The organism is Rhizobium sp. CNPSo 3670, from assembly GCF_057784555.1.
Window position 1 is genome coordinate 1 of record NZ_JBXSOL010000004.1, and the last position, 15,301, is coordinate 15,301.

The window sequence follows — 15,301 nt, forward strand, 5'->3', positions numbered from 1 at the left end:
TGCGGCCACAAAACGGTCGCATAAGGTAGATTATGGAACAGGAGAGCGGTTTTCCGACTGTTGCTTTTGGCCCCGAACCGTCTCTCCGCAATGGTCAGCGGGATTTATCGCCGAACGAGATTATCGGACAAAAGGCAGACATGCCTGGTTCGATCGGTCGAATGAAAGTAGCAGACTTTCCACTCCTCCCTCGATGACGTCTCGATACGGCAGAAACCCTGCGGACAGCGAACCCCGAATAGCTATTTGGTTCTCTTTAGCGTGACAAATGAAACATTTGCAGTCGTGGGGAAAAAGTGAAGGAACCACGTTCAGCACATATGAGCGAAGCATAGTTTTCCCGAAGCCCCTCCCTATGAACTGCTCATCACCGATAAATAAGTCGACCGCTACGCCGTCGTGCTCGCCCATCTCAGACGCGAAGTCGGGATAGTCGCGAAGCAAATAGCACTGCAATGTTCCGAAAGGCTCACCATTATAACAAGCTATATGGCAATGGGTAGGATGGCTTGGGCTCAGGCGCTCAGAATACTTCCTCTGGACTTCCTCGATCGTTATCGGCGTCTTCTGGTAGTGAGCACGCATATGAGGTTTATTTAGCCACTCACACAATATCGGAAAATCTGTTTCTGTCAGTGACCTGAAATCAATCATCTGGCTGTACCTTTAGATCGATTGCTCGACAGGTTCGACTCGCACATCACCCACGGGCATTCCGAACAGGGGGGTATGGAAGCCCTGCGGTTTGCTAATCCTCAATCGTCACGCCATCAACATCAATCGACGAACCTGTCTGGCCGAGGCAGACTGATCGTTGCTCAGCTGCCGTCATTTTCCGATCTTTGTCTCGGTGACGCATCATCGGGGCGCCTCCCGGCTTGCAGACTCTCTGCGGCACAGTGCCCGGACGGTTGGTAATGTCAGAAAGGAGTTTGGGGCAACAGCTGCGAAGTGCGGCCCGCAGTCAGATCGCGGGCAGCACATTGGGCTCTCCCCCGAATTGTCAAAGGACCGGGCGTATCAGATGGTCAGCCCTTCACCACCGTCTCGCATCAGAGAGGTGGCCGGCCAGCAAAGCGCCGAACGGAAGGCTGCGAACGATTCTGGCGGCGATGAAAGCCGCGCCCGTGGCCAAGGCGAGCTTTGCCCAGGGATAGTTGCCGAGTTGGACATGGGCGCTTGCATCAATCAGATTTGCGTGGGCTTTCAGCGCCGATTCCGCATCCTCGCGCAGAATGCCGATCCGGGCGCGCAACAGCCTTACCTCGTGCTGTAGGAGGTCGAGATCGTGGTCGGCCTTCTCGCGCGCAGTCGCGGTGGCGGCGTCGGCAAACGGCGGCTCACCTTCCGCGACCAGCTCATCGGGATCCGGCGGAAGGAAACCGTCGCGATTGATGGATGATTGCATGGACGTCTCCTCAATTATTGACCAGGGGCGAACGAGGTCGGCTCCTCATGCCGACATATCAGTGATCACGTCGGAATCCCTGACTTTGGTTCGACCCTCCTTGCGACTGCGACTGCATTTGCCGGCCAGGATCGGTCGATGGCGAGCTGACTCCAGGATAGGTGTAGGCGCGCACCTTGGCGCTTCCATGCGTGGTGTCGCGTATCGCGACCGGTCGCGTTTCTTCTTCGAACGCGCTCTCGGACACGGCCAGGTCATCCGCAGCTTTGCCGCCATGGGCCGAGCCGGCAAAACCGGTATTCGACCCACCTTGACGGCCGCTTTCCGACAACCAGAGATCTGCCCGCTCATCGATGTCGATGCTGCCTTCGTCGTCGAGAATATCGTGAACGGTCTCATAGAGCGCGTCGTCGATATCGTTGACTTGAACGAGGAAGCCGCCTCGCCGCAGCCCTTCTGCGTACATCGCGCGATCTTCATCAGGGAAGAAGAAGTCGGCCAGCGCGTCGAAGAAGCCGCTGCGGTCGTCGCTTATGGCGCCGGCATTCTTTCCGTCCGCTTCGTAGCCCGGCATCAATCTTATTCTTGCGACCGGCACGCCCGCGTCCTCGAGACGGGAGATCGCAGATTCGGCTTCGGACCGGCTGTCGAAAAATGCCGTAAGGCTGCCGCCGCCCATCGGGCCTGAAGAGCTGGGGTTAGTATCGTAGTGAATGTTGCTCACGGAACGCTCCTCTCGATGTCTCCTTCCAGCCGTCGACCCGACGACTGGTTTCTGACTTGAAGAACCGGCAGCCGAGACGAATGTTCCACGGCAATGGGACGGATCAGCGGCATTTCACGGCAGTTCCATAACGTTGCCGCCTGTCCTTTTTCAGATACACCAGGCAGTGAATCGCACCGTCTGTTGCAGCCTTCGGCGGTTGACGTCAAACCATCGAGACGCTAGCACGGCTTTCGACGCATTGGGGACATTTCATATGGACATCTTCACGGCAGCCGGTCTGACGGCTTTGCTGCAGGTCATTGCTATCGACCTTGTTCTCGCCGGCGACAACGCCGTGGTTATCGGTCTTGCCGCTGCCGGCCTCGAGGCCACACAACGGCGCAAGGCGATCATCGTCGGCATTCTTGCCGCAACGGTCCTGCGTATTCTCTTCGCCAGTGTTGCCGTCTATCTGCTGGCGATCGTCGGCCTGCTGCTGGCCGGCGGCCTGCTGCTGCTTTGGGTCTGCTGGAAGATGTGGCGCGAGCTTCGCGACGGCCATAACGAGGATCGCGTAGCGGAAAGCGGCGAAGGCGCGCCGAAAAAGACCTTCTTCCAGGCGGCAACCCAGATCGTCATTGCCGACGTTTCGATGTCGCTCGACAACGTGCTCGCCGTTGCGGGCGCTGCGCGCGAACATCCGAGCGTCCTGGTCATCGGCCTCGGCCTGTCAATCGCGCTGATGGGTATCGCCGCGAACCTGATCGCCCGTCTGCTCGGCCGCCGTCGCTGGATCGCTTATATCGGTCTGCTGATCATCCTCTACGTCTCGCTCGACATGATCTATCGCGGCGCGGTCGAGGTTCTTCCCTATATGCAGTGACCTGCGCCAGGGTCGCGGCTCAGTCCCCGATCCTGCCGCACGCGTGTAAGCATGCTGCATCGCTGGGTTAAGCGAGAAACTCCGTCTCGAAGCTCATCTGATCGAACGCCGGCACCACATGGTCCGGCGTCTGCGCCATTACCGCGTCATAATCCAGCGGCGTATGCATGTGGGTGAGTATCGCCCTTTTCGGCTTCAGCCGGCCGATCCAGTCGAGCGACTGTTCCAGCGACAGATGGCTCGGATGATAGGTGTATTGCAGGGCGTCGATGATCAGCACGTCGAGATTTTTCAGTTTCTCGACGGTCTGCGGCGGGAAATCGCTGATATCGCTGCAATAGGCTACATCACCGATGCGGAAGCCGAGCGAATTGATATCGCCATGCTGCTGGATATGCGGAAAAAAATCGATCTTGCCGCCGGGGCCGCGGATTTCGACGGGTTCGTCAAGATTTTCGATGACGACAGGCAGCACGATCGGCGGATAATTGCTGCCCGGCGGCGTCTCCAGGCAATAGCCGAAGGCTTCACGCAGCCTGTCCATCGTAAATTGGTCAGCGTAGATCGGCACTCGCCGGCGCGTATTGTGAAAATAGCCGCGCAGATCGTCGATGCCGTGAATATGATCAGCATGCGGATGGCTGTAGAGCACCGCATCGACATGGTCGGCCCCTGCCCGGATCATCTGCTCACGAAAATCGGGTCCGGTGTCGATGACGACGGTCGTCACACCGCCATCAGGAGCGAACTGCTGCACCATGAATGAGGCGCGCGTGCGCCGGTTCCTTGGGTTGTCGGGATTGCAGGCGCCCCAGTCGCCGGTGATACGCGGCACGCCCGGTGACGACGAACAGCCGAGAATGGTGAAGCGCCGCCGATAGAGCACCTGCTAAATCCTTGGCATTTTCGAGAACAGGCGAAACGCGTTCTCCGTCGTGATCCGTGCGACGTCCGCATAGGAAAGGCCAATCGTCTCGGCGAGCACTTCGGCCGTATTGACGACATAGGACGGCTCATTGCGCTTGCCGCGCCAGCGCTTCGGAGCGAGATAGGGCGCGTCCGTTTCCACCAACAGCCGTTCATGCGGGATCGTCTTGGCGATCTCACGCAGTTCTTCCGATTTCGGGAAGGTCAGAATGCCGGAAAAAGAGATGTAGCCGCCGAGTTCGACACCGGTTCGCGCCAGATCCGGCCCTGCCGAGAAGCAATGCAGGATAAAGGGGAAGGCTCCCTTCCCCGTTTCCTCGGTCAGGATATCAGCCATATCGGCATCGGCGCTGCGGCTGTGGATGACGAGCGGAAGCTGCGTTTCCCGAGCGGCGGCAATATGGCGCCGAAAGCCGGTCTGCTGATCCTCTGGTGTCTGCGTGTCGTAGAAATAATCGAGGCCCGCCTCGCCGATCGCCACCACTTTCTCATGCGCCTTCGCCAGGCGCACCAGCTCTTCGGTCTGGATGTCCAGCTCGTCGCCGGCATTGTTCGGATGGGTGCCGACGGAGCAGAACACCGATGGATATTTCTCCGTGATGGCGAGCAGCCCGTCGAGCTTGCGCACGCGCGTCGAGATCGTCACCATCTGCTTGACGCCGGCTTGGTGGGCGCGCGTGACGATCTCGTCGCGCTCCGCCTCGAAGTCGGCAAAATCGAGATGGCAATGGGTATCGATCAGCACGGCCTCAGGCCTCCGGAGCCACATAGCGCGGGAAGACCGGTGTCGGCGCTTCGAGCACCGTCCCGGCAACGAGGCGGCCAACTTCGCCAAGCGCGGCAAAATCGCGCTTGTCGGCAGGCGCGGCGACAAGATCGAGCAGCTTGCCCGACGATTCCGGCATGAAGGGCTGTAGCAGGATGGCGATCTGGCGCACCACCTCGGCCGTGACATAAAGGACCGTGCCCATCCGCGCCGGATCCGTCTTCTTCAGCGCCCAGGGCGCCTGGCCGGCAAAATAGCGGTCGGCCTCCGAAACGACTGCAATGATCGAGGCGAGCGCGCGATGAATGAGCTGCTTGCTCATGTCCTCGCGCGTCGATGCATGCAGCGCATCGGTCTGGGCAAGCATCGCCTTGTCCTCGTCAGTCAGCGGCCCGCATTCCGGGATCTTGCCGTCGCAATTCTTGACGATCATCGACAGCGACCGGCTGGCGAGATTGCCGATGCCGTTGGCGAGGTCGGAATTGATGCGCGTGCCGATCGCCTCTTCGCTATAGCTGCCGTCCTGACCGAAGGAGACTTCGCGCAGGAAGAAGTAGCGCACCTGGTCGAGCCCGAAATGATTCACCAGATTGACCGGATCGACGACGTTGCCGAGCGACTTCGACATCTTCTCGCCCTTGTTGAGCAGAAAGCCGTGGGCGAAAACGCGCTTCGGCAGCGGCAGCTTCGCAGACATCAGGAAAGCCGGCCAATAGACGGCGTGGAAGCGAATGATGTCCTTGCCAATGATGTGCACATCCGCCGGCCAGTACTTCGCCCTCGGGCCATTCTTGTCCTCGATATAGCCCGTCGCCGTGATGTAGTTGGTCAGCGCGTCCACCCAGACATACATGACATGCGAAGGGTCGTTCGGCACTTTGATGCCCCAGTCGAAGGTCGTGCGCGACACCGACAGGTCCTTGAGGCCGGATTTGACGAAGGAGATCACCTCATTGCGGCGCTCGGCCGGGCCGACGAAATCGGGATTGGCCTCGTAATGGGCCAGCAGCTTCTCCTGGTATTCGGAGAGCTTGAAGAAATAGCTTGCCTCTTCCACCCACTCGACGGGCGTGCCCTGCGGGCCGTAACGCACGCCGTCGGCGCGCAGCTCCGTCTCGTTTTCCTGGTAATAGGCCTCGTCGCGAACTGAATACCAGCCGGCATAGCTGTCCTTGTAGATGTCGCCATTGTCGGCCATCAGCGTCCAGATATTCCTGGATGTCTCGTGATGACGCTCCTGCGTCGTCCGGATGAAGTCATCGTTCGAAGCATTGAGCAGCTTGGCCATCGCCTGGAACTCGCCGGAGTTGCGGTCGGCGAGCGCCTGCGGCGGGATCCCTTCGGCGCGCGCCGTCTGCTGCATCTTCTGGCCGTGTTCGTCGGTGCCCGTCAGAAAGAAGACGTCCTTGCCATCCAGGCGCTGATAGCGAGCCATCGCATCCGTCGCGATCAGCTCATAGGCATGGCCGATATGCGGCTTGCCGTTGGGATAGGAAATCGCGGTGGTGATATAGAAGGATGTCTTGTCTGTCATGGCGGCCAAGGTCCGGCTTATTTATCAATGGTCAGCCGCTCTTAGCGCATGTCACCGTCGAGCGAAACATCAAGTTTCGCTGCCGCCCATGAATTCCAGGACACGGGGCCGTGAGCTTGACTCCGTCTCGCACGCAATTTACCGGTCGTCAGAAAGAGAGGCGGGACCCAACGACGTGCCAGTTTTCACCCACCACAATCCCCGTGGCCGGGCGCCGTTGGAGGCGCTTGCTTGACATTCGAGCCTCTCTATTCGATTTCGGGACTGTTTGTCGGCGCTCTTGTCGGCATTACCGGCGTAGGCGGCGGTTCGCTGATGACACCCCTGCTGGTGCTGCTCTTCGGCGTCCATCCGGCAACTGCCGTCGGCACCGATCTTCTCTATGCTGCGATCACCAAGACAGCGGGTACCGCTGTTCACGGCGTGCATGGGCGCGTCAACTGGAAGATCGTCGGCAGCCTCGCCGCCGGCAGCGTCCCGGCCGCCTTGCTGATGCTCTGGCTGCTGGCAGGTGTCGATCGCAAGAGCATCGGCGTGACCAACACCATTACATCAGCCCTCGGCTGGCTTCTCGTCATGACCGCGTTCATGTTGATTTTTCGTGGCCCGATCCTCGAATTTGCGCGTCGCGCCATCGGCGAACGTACCCTGCCGCGGCCGACGACCATTCTTGCCCTCACCGTCATTCTCGGCTTCTGTCTCGGCGTGCTTGTCACCTTGACCTCGGTTGGCGCCGGTGCGCTTGGCGTGACGATCCTGCTCGTGCTCTATCCGAGGCTCGATGTCCGCGAAATCGTCGGCTCCGACATCGTCCACGCCGTACCCCTGACCCTGATCGGCGGCACCGGCTATTGGCTGATCGGCGAGATCGATTGGGCGATGCTCTTTGCCCTGCTCGTCGGCTCGATTCCCGGTATTATTCTGGGAAGCCTTCTGGCGCCGAAGCTGCACGAACGTATTATTCGCATTCTCCTGGCCATCACGCTTGCGCTCGTTGCGTGGAAGCTGCTGGCCGGCTGATCCGCCTAAACCTTGGCTAGAGTCTGGGCTGCTTGATATCGGAGAGAATACTGATGATCGTCTGCTTGCGGTCGAGATTATATGCGTCGGAAACGGTAAGCCGCTCGGTAACCTCCGAATAGAGCCGCGCCAGCCGTTCGGCCGCGGCGATCTGCCCCTCGCCTGCCGCCGCGCGAGCGCGGCTCATGATGTCGTCGCCGACGTGGCTGACGAAGAAATCGAAAATCGTATCGCTTTCCTTGCCCGAGAGCGCCTCTGCCAGCCGGTGCATCGCCTTGCGGGCGGTTGGCCCCTCGGCGGAAAGCACTTCGTCATAACCAGCGATGATTTCGCTGCCGCCATAGTTCAACAGTTTCAAGGCTTCGCCGACGCTGCCCTTGGCCGCCGAAAGCACGCTGCCCTCGCCTGCTATGCCAAGATGGGCAAGGGCCGCAACGAGTGCTTCGTCGGGAAGCGGCGCCAGTTTCAGCGGCTGGCAGCGTGAGCGGATCGTCGGCAGCAGCCGGCCCGGCGCGTGCGAAAGCACCAGGAACAGCGCCCGCTTCGGCGGCTCCTCGAGGATCTTTAGAATGGCGTTGGCCGCATTGCGGTTCATGTCATCGGCCGGGTCGACGATGACGATTCGCCAGTTGCCGGTGCCCGAGGTCTGCGAGAAGAACTTGCCGGCGCGGCGCACCTCGTCGACGGTGATTGCCGATTTCACCTTGCCGGTCTTTTCGTCCACCGGCCGGGCGAGATGCAGGAGATTGTGCGAGGCGCCGGAGGCGATCTGGCGGCTGACGGCCGAGGCGGGATCCGGATCGCCGATCTTCTCCGGCGCAGCATCGGGATCGGGATGCGAGAGGACGTGGTTGGCGAAGCGGAAGGCGAATGTCGCCTTGCCGATGCCCTCCGGCCCTTCGATCAGGATGGCGTGATGACCCTTGCCGGATCGGTAGGACTGGGCAAGAAAGGATTCCGCCTCCTCATGGCCAAACAGCCTGGTATTTTCGGCGGGCCAGATGGCGCCGTCCAGCAGTCCCGGCCGATCGTCACTCATAATGGACTTCACTCATAATGGGCGGCTTCCGGCATCCGAGCGCGGTCTGCGGGCGACATCAGCCGCTTGACGATCGCCAGGATTTCGGCGGCAATCGCCTCTTCCGTCTGCATGGCGTCAACCACGTGGCAGCGCTCCGGCTCGCGCGCGGCGATATCGAGAAAGGCTTCGCGCCGTTTTTCGTGCGTTTCGAGCCGCTCCTTTTCAAAGCGATCGGGACCGTCCGAGGCGCTGCGCTTCTGCGCCCGCTCCAGGCCGACCTTTGCGGGAATATCCAATATCAAGGTGCAATCCGGCATGACGCCATTGATGGCGACCCGCTGCAGCATCTCAACGAAATCAGGGTCGAGATTGCCGGTGATGCCCTGGTAGACACGCGAAGAATCCATGAAACGGTCGCAGAGCACGATCTTGCCTGATGTCAGGGCCGGCCGTATCACCTCTTCGACATGATCGTTGCGCGCCGCCGCAAAGAGGATCGCCTCCATCCGCGTGCCGAAGGGCTCGGCCGCGCCCGAAAGAAGCACGTGGCGCACGGCTTCCGCGCCCGGCGACCCGCCCGGTTCCCGCGTCACCAGCACGTCATGCCCTTCGCCTTTCAACGCTTCGGCGAGGCGGCGGATCTGCGTGGATTTCCCCGCGCCTTCCCCGCCTTCAAACGTAACGAACAGTCCCGTACCGGATGACAATGACAACTTCCCGCATTCCGGACGCCGCACGCCCGCGCGCCCCGCCTCTTCTATCTATCCGAAGACATCGGGAAGGAAAACCTTTCGCGGCGGCGACATAATCACCTTCCCCGCAAATTGTAGCAGAAGGTCAGGCATTCAAGTCTGGAGCATGACTGTGCGGCAACGGCACGCGGGAAAAGAAGAGCTCTGCGCGAGAGCCTCATCCCGGCGTTCAGCCGGGGGCGGACTTGTCCCAGAGCCAGGAGAAGAACAGCGATTCGCCGAGCTCCAGCACTGCGTCGACCGCCCGGCTGCTGAGTGAGCCCTCCCCGACCGCCTGCGCGGTATAGAGCGGCACTTCCCTGAGCAGCCGACTGCCAGCGAAAATCCTGAGCGTGCCGGCCTGATAATCCGGCTTCACCGGCGCCGTCAGCGGCCAGTGATAGACGATGCGCGCCGAAAGCCGGTCGGGGTTGCTGATCGGAATATAGACGCTGACCGGCGCTTTGGCGACGAGATCGACGGTGCGCGCCGAGCCGCCATAGACGCTGGCTGCGCCGATCACTTCATGCTCGGTGAAGATCTGACGGCTCTCGAAGGCAGTCAGCCCCCATTCGAGCACGCGCTTGGCCTCCTCCGTCCGCTCCTTGTCGGACGCGATGCCGGCAAGCGCCAAAAACAGCCGCCGGCCGTCGCGCTGGACCGACGCGACGATCGAATAACCTTCTCCCTCGGCAAAGCCGGTCGCAAGCCCGTCGGCGCCGAGATCGAGCCCGAGCAGCGGATTGCGGTTGCGCTGGAAGATCTTGTTCCATTCGAAATCCAGCTGCGCGAAATAAGGATAGAGATTGGGATAGGATTGCTGAAGGGCAGCGGCAAGCGTCACCATCTCGCGCGCCGTGACTTTGCTCTTGCCGTCCGGAAGGCCGGTGGAATTGCCGAATACCGCTTTCTCCATGCCGAGTTCGCGGGCGCGGCGGGTCATCGACTGCGCGAATTGCTGCTCGCTTCCGGCCATCCCCTCGGCGAGGATGATGCAGCTGTCATTGGCGCCCTGGATCGCGACACCCTTGATCAGGTCCTCGACGCGCACGCGTGATTTGAGGGCCGCAAACATCGTTGCCGTCCTCGACGGCGCGCCGCCGGTGCGCCAGGCATATTCGGAAACGGGATATTCGGTGTCGAGCGTGATCTCGCCCTTGGTCACCGCATCGAACACCAGATCCATCGTCATCAGCTTGGCGAGCGACGCCGGCGAAAAGCTCTGCTCCTCATTCTTGGCGAGAAGCACGGTGCCGGTGGAGGCCTCGATCATATAGGCCTGCGCCGCCTTGGTGGCAAAACCGGCTGCACCCCCGTCGGCGGCATGTGCGCTGGCGGCGAGCGGCATCAGGCATGCAAGCAGACGAAGCACAGGCCTCAGCATCGCAAATTCCCATCGGTCAACGGCGTTTTGAGAAGGTTAGAGCGCGGCGAAATTCGATGCAATCGCCGTGCTCAACGCGCTGCCGATTTTGCCTGCTGGCGCCTGGCCGAGGCAAGGATGGAGGCCGGAGTTAGGCCATCATTGCGCACCATCACCGCGTCGAAGGCGAGATCGACCGTTACTGTCTTCACCGCTTCGTTCTGATAGCCGAGCGCGAGGGAGCCCTGCGAACCGCCATACGGCCGCTCATAAGGCATGGGACCGAACTCCGGCAGCACCACCATCTGATCGAAGCCGGGCGAGGCATTGGGGGAAGGAGCCGACGGCGCCACCAGAACATGGGCGGCCGGCGCAAGGCCCGGCGCCGCATTGTAGCGCGCGCTCGGCGTCGAGCCGGCATAGGAGGTCGCCGACATCGGCACCGGCACATTCGCCGGCGTCTCGTAGTCTTCGGCGTTCTGCAACTGATCGCGGGTGATCTTGCGGCTGTTGGAGGCGACCATCACGCCGGTTGCGATCTGCCCTCCCGGATTGATGCCGGGAATGCGGCTGCCCTTCGGCACGTAGGAGGCCATCAGATAGGGCATGTCATGGCCGTCCATGCGGGCGCGGCCGACATATTGCACGCGCACCTTGCCGGTCCCGCTGTGCTGCAGATCCAGCATGTCGGCCGTCTTGTTGGAGAGGTCGATGATGCGGCCTTCGTGATAAGGGCCGCGGTCGTTGACACGCACGACGATGGAGGAGCCGTTCTCAAGGTTGGTGACGCGAGCATAGCTCGGCAGCGGGAAGGTCGGATGCGCGGCGGAAAGATGCATCTGATCGTAGACTTCGCCGTTCGCCGTCAGTCGCCCGTGAAAGGCCGAGCCGTACCAGGAGGCGACGCCGACCTTGTTATAGGCGAAGTCTTCTTTCGGATAGTACCACTTGCCCTTCACCTCATAGGGGTTACCGACCATGTAGCGGCCGCCGCCCTTCGGGATATTGTTGCCGGTAGCGACGCGGGGGCTGGCCTTAACGCCATATTCGGATTCGGAGAAATATTCCTTGCCGTGGGCTCTTTTCTTCGGCACGGCCTGTGTCGTGCCGCACGCCGCAACCGTCGCACACATCGCCGATATCGCCAGCCACCGTGCTGTCGTTGCGAAAGTCGCTCCGTATTCCAGTTTCATGTGCCCCACGCCGCTCAAAGATCGTTATGGTTAAGGAACCCTGCCCCATCCTGGGTCAACAACGCCTTATCCCCGCCCGCCTAACGAGACTTTAATCTTGCTGGGTTCGTGGCAAATTTGCGAACGATTTCGCTGCGATAGCGATAATTCTAATAAATATGGTTTATAAATTGCTAACGGGAAGCTCTCCCGTTGTGGCAATCAGAGCCGAAATCGGTGTGCCGACGCGGGCCACATGGTACACGTCGACCTGCTTTCAAAGTCCGAGAGGTACCGGATTGAGACACCGGCACGCGCAACAGCTGCTCTTCGGACGTCGGTTACAACCGGAACTTTCTCCCCAGGGTAGTATACCACCTATTCCTCTCCAATATACGTGTCCCCACGGCGCCAACATCTGGCGCCACTCCCCTATCGCGTGTAGTTTGTTGCTTGACTCAAAGTGGAGTAGAAAGTTTATTTGCGGCGTTCGCGTCGCAGCCCGGCGTCCTATCCACGCTCATCTTTAGGAGACGAGCCATGGCAAATCACAAACCAATAGTGCCTGACGTGAAGGTCCACGACTACGCACCAGCGGAGGCCATCGAAGGAAACCTTCTCGACAACGCCTCGGACTCCGACGGCGATCTGCTTCAGGTTCAGTTCGTCAACGGAATGAGAATTCCCAACAAGGCGGGCGAGCCGGGATATCTTACCATTGAGGGTGAGCACGGGACGCTGACGATTTGGAGCAACGGCAGCTATAGTTACACGGTCAATGATCCGAGCGCGCTTGAGCCCGGCGGAATCTTCGGCGAGAATTTTTCATTTAAGATCTCCGATGGAAAGGGCGGCACCGACCTCGCCAGTCTCAACATCGGCGTCCACACTCCTCCGCAAGGGCAGTATTCCATCGATTTCGAGAATGCTCCCACCGAATATCCCGGGCTGCCTGACATCGCCTCCGGCTATGGAGGATTCAAATTTGGCGACAAACTCGATGGCAACCTTTGGGCGGTCGCCGAATCCGGCGGCAACGAGTACGTCGTCACCAATCCCTATAATCCGTTTTTCGAACGCGTTGATGGCAAGCTCTTCACCATCGAGGGCGTCGATGTCGCAACCAATTTCGACCCCGCCTATGAAGGTGTCGATGCCCTCGTCACCTTCGAGGGTTATATCGGCGGCAACAAGGTGAGTGAGATGTCGCTGACGGTCTACGGAGACACCATTGCCGATGGCCAGCACATTTCGTTGGCAGCCTTGGGGGCGGTCGATTTTGTCCGCTTCGATATTCAGCCCGATGTCGAGCCCACGGGCTTTCCGCAGCTCGCATTCGACAACTTCACCGTCCTGGTCTGACGGCGGCAGAGAGAAGCGGCTGTCAAAGCCGCTTCTCTGCAGAACAAGTTGACGCTGCCATCAAAGCTGCTAAAAAGCCGGCCTGTGAGTGAATGGGCAGCAAATCGGCAGAAACCACCGATCCACCGGAAAGACCGAAACGGACTTTCTTCAGGCTTCCCAAAAACTTGGAAGAGTGTCCGAGTGGTTTAAGGAACCGGTCTTGAAAACCGGCGTGCGGGAAACCGTACCGTGGGTTCGAATCCCACCTCTTCCGCCATTGCAATTTTCTCCATCAGAACTGCCCGGCGGATCAGTCGCAGCCACTATTCAAGCATGACGACCGCTTCGACTTCGAACAGCATCGGATCGATTGCAAGTTTGGGAACGGGGACAAGGGTCTGGGCCGGGAGTGCGTCGCCGAACATTTCTTTGACGTTCCTCGTCAGCACCTCGAGCTTGGATACATCGTGTTCGACCACGAAGACCGTGAGCTTGGCGACCTGATCCGGCCTTGCGCCGAGGCCGTCGAGGGCGCTGCGCAGATTTGCGTAGGTCTGCTTCACCTGGACGGCGAAGTCCGGCGACAAGGCTCCCGAGCTATCCTGGCCACCCTGTCCGGAGATGTAGGCCAACCGGGCGCCGCGGGGGACGATCACCGCCGTGCTATAGCCATTCGGCGTCGGATCGTAGAGGTTTTTTGGATTGACGACAGTCAGCTTGAGGTCACCTTCATTCGCCGCCGTCGTCGCGTTGGGAATTCCTGTGGTCATGATGATCAGCCCTCCGATGAGCAGATGTTTGATTGCGTGTGACATGATGTTCTTTCAGCCTTGAGGACTGCGAGGAACGACCCTCACCGCCTCCTGGATTGCGCTGTTAACTCTTTGGCAAGTGAGACTCGTACAACGTACGACTCCATCGCATCGTACATTGTACGAGTCAACTGGCGAGGATCGACATCCGTCGCTTCGCCGGCTTAAATCGATGTCCCGATCTTTTTAGGAAAGACACATGGCAGCCCAACGCGACGGCACTCAGAGTAAACGGTCTCACCGGAAAGCTGCCCCGGTCCCCTCCGTACAGGAACCGCCTCTTTCGCTCGAACGGATCGTAGCGACCGCGGTTGAACTGCTGGACGCCGAAGGCGTTGAGGGATTGAAGATGCGTCGGCTGGCTGATCGCCTCGGCTCGGGCGCGATGAGCCTCTATTGGCACGTCGCCAACAAAGAGGAGGTTTTTGACCTCGCGCTCGACTCGGTGCTCGAATATCGCGGACCGTCGCAAATAATCGAATCGCCGGATTGGCGTCAGGCGGTCTTTCATATGCTTGAAGACTGGCGCGCCAGCATGCTGCGCCATCCCTGGTCGGCATCGCTGCTGCCGCGCCGGGCACTTGGCCCGAATATCCTCGGTCGTCTGGAGCTGCTGGGCAGGGTCTTATCCAGAGCCGGTGTCGAGGAGGCGGATTTGAACGGCGGGATATGGTCGCTCTGGAACTATGTGATGGGCGCGACCATTACTCGTGCGAATTTCGACCTTTCGGACGAAGACATGCTCGCCGGGCAGCAGCGCCTTGCTCATCTCGGTGCAGAATACCCGACGATCGAGCGTGCTCGTCTGCTGTTGGACAATGATTGGGACGGGGTTTTCAGGAAAGGCCTGGACTTCCTGCTTGACGGACTTGTTCCGAGACGATGAACAAGAGGCGCGAGGACAGGAATGACCCGGTTCGACGAGCGGGAACATGCTTGCTGATGTGGCGAAGGTGCATGTGCCCCTAAGCCTGGTTCTGGCCGTGAACTGACAGTGCAACATCGGCTCACGACAACATTGAGTAGATCAGCGCACCGATGGAACCCCAGAAAACAACCGGCGTCAGTATCATCCCCACAACGAAAATCTTGGTCACCGCTAAAACTCCGCAAACTCATGCCACCGCGAAAACCTATTGCGGCGACCGAGGGTTGGGTATCGGCATGAAGTCCGGGTCGGGTCGGACCTTGGTCTCAGTCTCACTCGACGGCGTTCCGATTCACAGGCCCGCCGTCAGCTTTCTTCTGCAACCCGGTAACCACCCTTCCGCCGCGGTAAGTCAGCCGCGGATCGGGGGCAGGAGAACCAGAATCGGATGGGGCCGGTGATTGACTCTCCGTTATCGTCGTGATTTCCCCCCCGCATCATCAAGCGAGGACATCATGGCCGAAGACATTATCGTAAAGGATAGCAACGGAACCCAGCTTCACGACGGCGATTCCGTGACGTTGATCAAAGACCTCAAGGTCAAGGGGACCTCGGAGACGCTGAAGCGTGGAACCTTGGTCAAAGGCATTCGTCTGACCGACAATCCCGGCGAAATCGAGTGCAACACCAAGCAGGTCAAAGGCCTCGTGCTGAAAACCGAGTTCCTGAAGAAGGCGTAGGATCTA

At 60.0% G+C, this 15,301-nt stretch carries 16 protein-coding genes and 1 tRNA gene; 6 read left to right on the forward strand and 11 right to left on the reverse strand.

What is annotated here, in order from left to right; all coding sequences use genetic code 11:
- Nucleotides 1–120 precede the first annotated feature (120 nt).
- From AC13QO_RS04685 to AC13QO_RS04695, 3 genes are all read right to left on the reverse strand, one after another.
- Nucleotides 121–654, reverse strand: coding sequence for a GNAT family N-acetyltransferase (locus AC13QO_RS04685; protein ID WP_488540012.1), 534 nt, complete (start codon nucleotides 652–654; stop codon nucleotides 121–123).
- A gap of 382 nt (nucleotides 655–1,036) precedes the next feature.
- Nucleotides 1,037–1,408 carry a hypothetical protein gene (locus tag AC13QO_RS04690; RefSeq protein WP_488540013.1) on the reverse strand — a complete coding sequence of 124 codons (372 nt, stop codon included), beginning with the start codon at nucleotides 1,406–1,408 and terminating at the stop codon, nucleotides 1,037–1,039.
- Nucleotides 1,409–1,466: 58 nt separating this feature from the next.
- A complete protein-coding gene (locus AC13QO_RS04695) occupies nucleotides 1,467–2,132 on the reverse strand; it encodes a hypothetical protein (RefSeq protein WP_488540014.1) in 666 nt (221 codons plus the stop codon).
- A 256-nt stretch (nucleotides 2,133–2,388) separates the two neighbouring features.
- On the opposite strand from AC13QO_RS04695, the gene AC13QO_RS04700 reads away from it, so the two are divergent.
- A complete protein-coding gene (locus tag AC13QO_RS04700; RefSeq protein ID WP_488540015.1) occupies nucleotides 2,389–2,997 on the forward strand; it encodes a TerC family protein in 609 nt (202 codons plus the stop codon).
- A 67-nt stretch (nucleotides 2,998–3,064) separates the two neighbouring features.
- Here the strand turns inward: AC13QO_RS04700 and AC13QO_RS04705 are convergent, their stop codons facing one another.
- Genes AC13QO_RS04705 through metG form a run of 3 tightly spaced genes read right to left on the reverse strand, consistent with a single transcriptional unit; the run spans nucleotide 3,065 to nucleotide 6,224 of the window.
- Entirely contained in the window at nucleotides 3,065–3,883 is an 819-nt protein-coding gene (locus AC13QO_RS04705; RefSeq protein ID WP_085778201.1) for an MBL fold metallo-hydrolase, read from the reverse strand.
- A 3-nt stretch (nucleotides 3,884–3,886) separates the two neighbouring features.
- Nucleotides 3,887–4,669: a TatD family hydrolase gene (locus AC13QO_RS04710; RefSeq protein WP_097599356.1), complete on the reverse strand. Its 783-nt coding sequence runs from the start codon at nucleotides 4,667–4,669 to the stop codon at nucleotides 3,887–3,889.
- Nucleotides 4,670–4,673: 4 nt separating this feature from the next.
- Nucleotides 4,674–6,224: a methionine--tRNA ligase gene (metG, locus tag AC13QO_RS04715; protein ID WP_488540016.1), complete on the reverse strand. Its 1,551-nt coding sequence runs from the start codon at nucleotides 6,222–6,224 to the stop codon at nucleotides 4,674–4,676.
- 231 nt (nucleotides 6,225–6,455) lie between these two features.
- Between metG and AC13QO_RS04720 the strand changes: the two genes are divergently transcribed.
- Entirely contained in the window at nucleotides 6,456–7,244 is a 789-nt protein-coding gene (locus tag AC13QO_RS04720; RefSeq protein ID WP_285193677.1) for a sulfite exporter TauE/SafE family protein, read from the forward strand.
- A gap of 16 nt (nucleotides 7,245–7,260) precedes the next feature.
- Here the strand turns inward: AC13QO_RS04720 and AC13QO_RS04725 are convergent, their stop codons facing one another.
- From AC13QO_RS04725 to AC13QO_RS04740, 4 genes are all read right to left on the reverse strand, one after another.
- The gene (locus AC13QO_RS04725; RefSeq protein WP_285193678.1) at nucleotides 7,261–8,283 is read right to left on the reverse strand and encodes a DNA polymerase III subunit delta'; all 1,023 of its coding nucleotides are present in this window, start codon (nucleotides 8,281–8,283) and stop codon (nucleotides 7,261–7,263) included.
- Nucleotides 8,284–8,291: 8 nt separating this feature from the next.
- Entirely contained in the window at nucleotides 8,292–8,972 is a 681-nt protein-coding gene (gene tmk, locus AC13QO_RS04730; RefSeq protein ID WP_488540017.1) for a dTMP kinase, read from the reverse strand.
- Between the two features lie 214 nt (nucleotides 8,973–9,186).
- Nucleotides 9,187–10,380, reverse strand: coding sequence for a D-alanyl-D-alanine carboxypeptidase family protein (locus AC13QO_RS04735; RefSeq protein WP_488540018.1), 1,194 nt, complete (start codon nucleotides 10,378–10,380; stop codon nucleotides 9,187–9,189).
- 71 nt (nucleotides 10,381–10,451) lie between these two features.
- Complete coding sequence (locus tag AC13QO_RS04740; RefSeq protein ID WP_285193681.1) at nucleotides 10,452–11,552, reverse strand: septal ring lytic transglycosylase RlpA family protein; 1,101 nt, start codon at nucleotides 11,550–11,552, stop codon at nucleotides 10,452–10,454.
- 519 nt (nucleotides 11,553–12,071) lie between these two features.
- Between AC13QO_RS04740 and AC13QO_RS04745 the strand changes: the two genes are divergently transcribed.
- Both AC13QO_RS04745 and AC13QO_RS04750 read left to right on the forward strand, forming a co-directional pair.
- Nucleotides 12,072–12,893 carry a cadherin-like domain-containing protein gene (locus AC13QO_RS04745; RefSeq protein ID WP_488540019.1) on the forward strand — a complete coding sequence of 274 codons (822 nt, stop codon included), beginning with the start codon at nucleotides 12,072–12,074 and terminating at the stop codon, nucleotides 12,891–12,893.
- A 169-nt stretch (nucleotides 12,894–13,062) separates the two neighbouring features.
- A tRNA-Ser gene (locus AC13QO_RS04750) sits at nucleotides 13,063–13,152 on the forward strand.
- Between the two features lie 46 nt (nucleotides 13,153–13,198).
- Here the strand turns inward: AC13QO_RS04750 and AC13QO_RS04755 are convergent.
- A complete protein-coding gene (locus tag AC13QO_RS04755) occupies nucleotides 13,199–13,690 on the reverse strand; it encodes a RidA family protein (protein ID WP_285193683.1) in 492 nt (163 codons plus the stop codon).
- A gap of 196 nt (nucleotides 13,691–13,886) precedes the next feature.
- Between AC13QO_RS04755 and AC13QO_RS04760 the strand changes: the two genes are divergently transcribed.
- Complete coding sequence (locus tag AC13QO_RS04760; RefSeq protein WP_488540020.1) at nucleotides 13,887–14,573, forward strand: TetR/AcrR family transcriptional regulator; 687 nt, start codon at nucleotides 13,887–13,889, stop codon at nucleotides 14,571–14,573.
- Nucleotides 14,574–15,070: 497 nt separating this feature from the next.
- Complete coding sequence (locus tag AC13QO_RS04765) at nucleotides 15,071–15,295, forward strand: alkylphosphonate utilization protein (protein ID WP_184459645.1); 225 nt, start codon at nucleotides 15,071–15,073, stop codon at nucleotides 15,293–15,295.
- Nucleotides 15,296–15,301 lie beyond the last annotated feature (6 nt).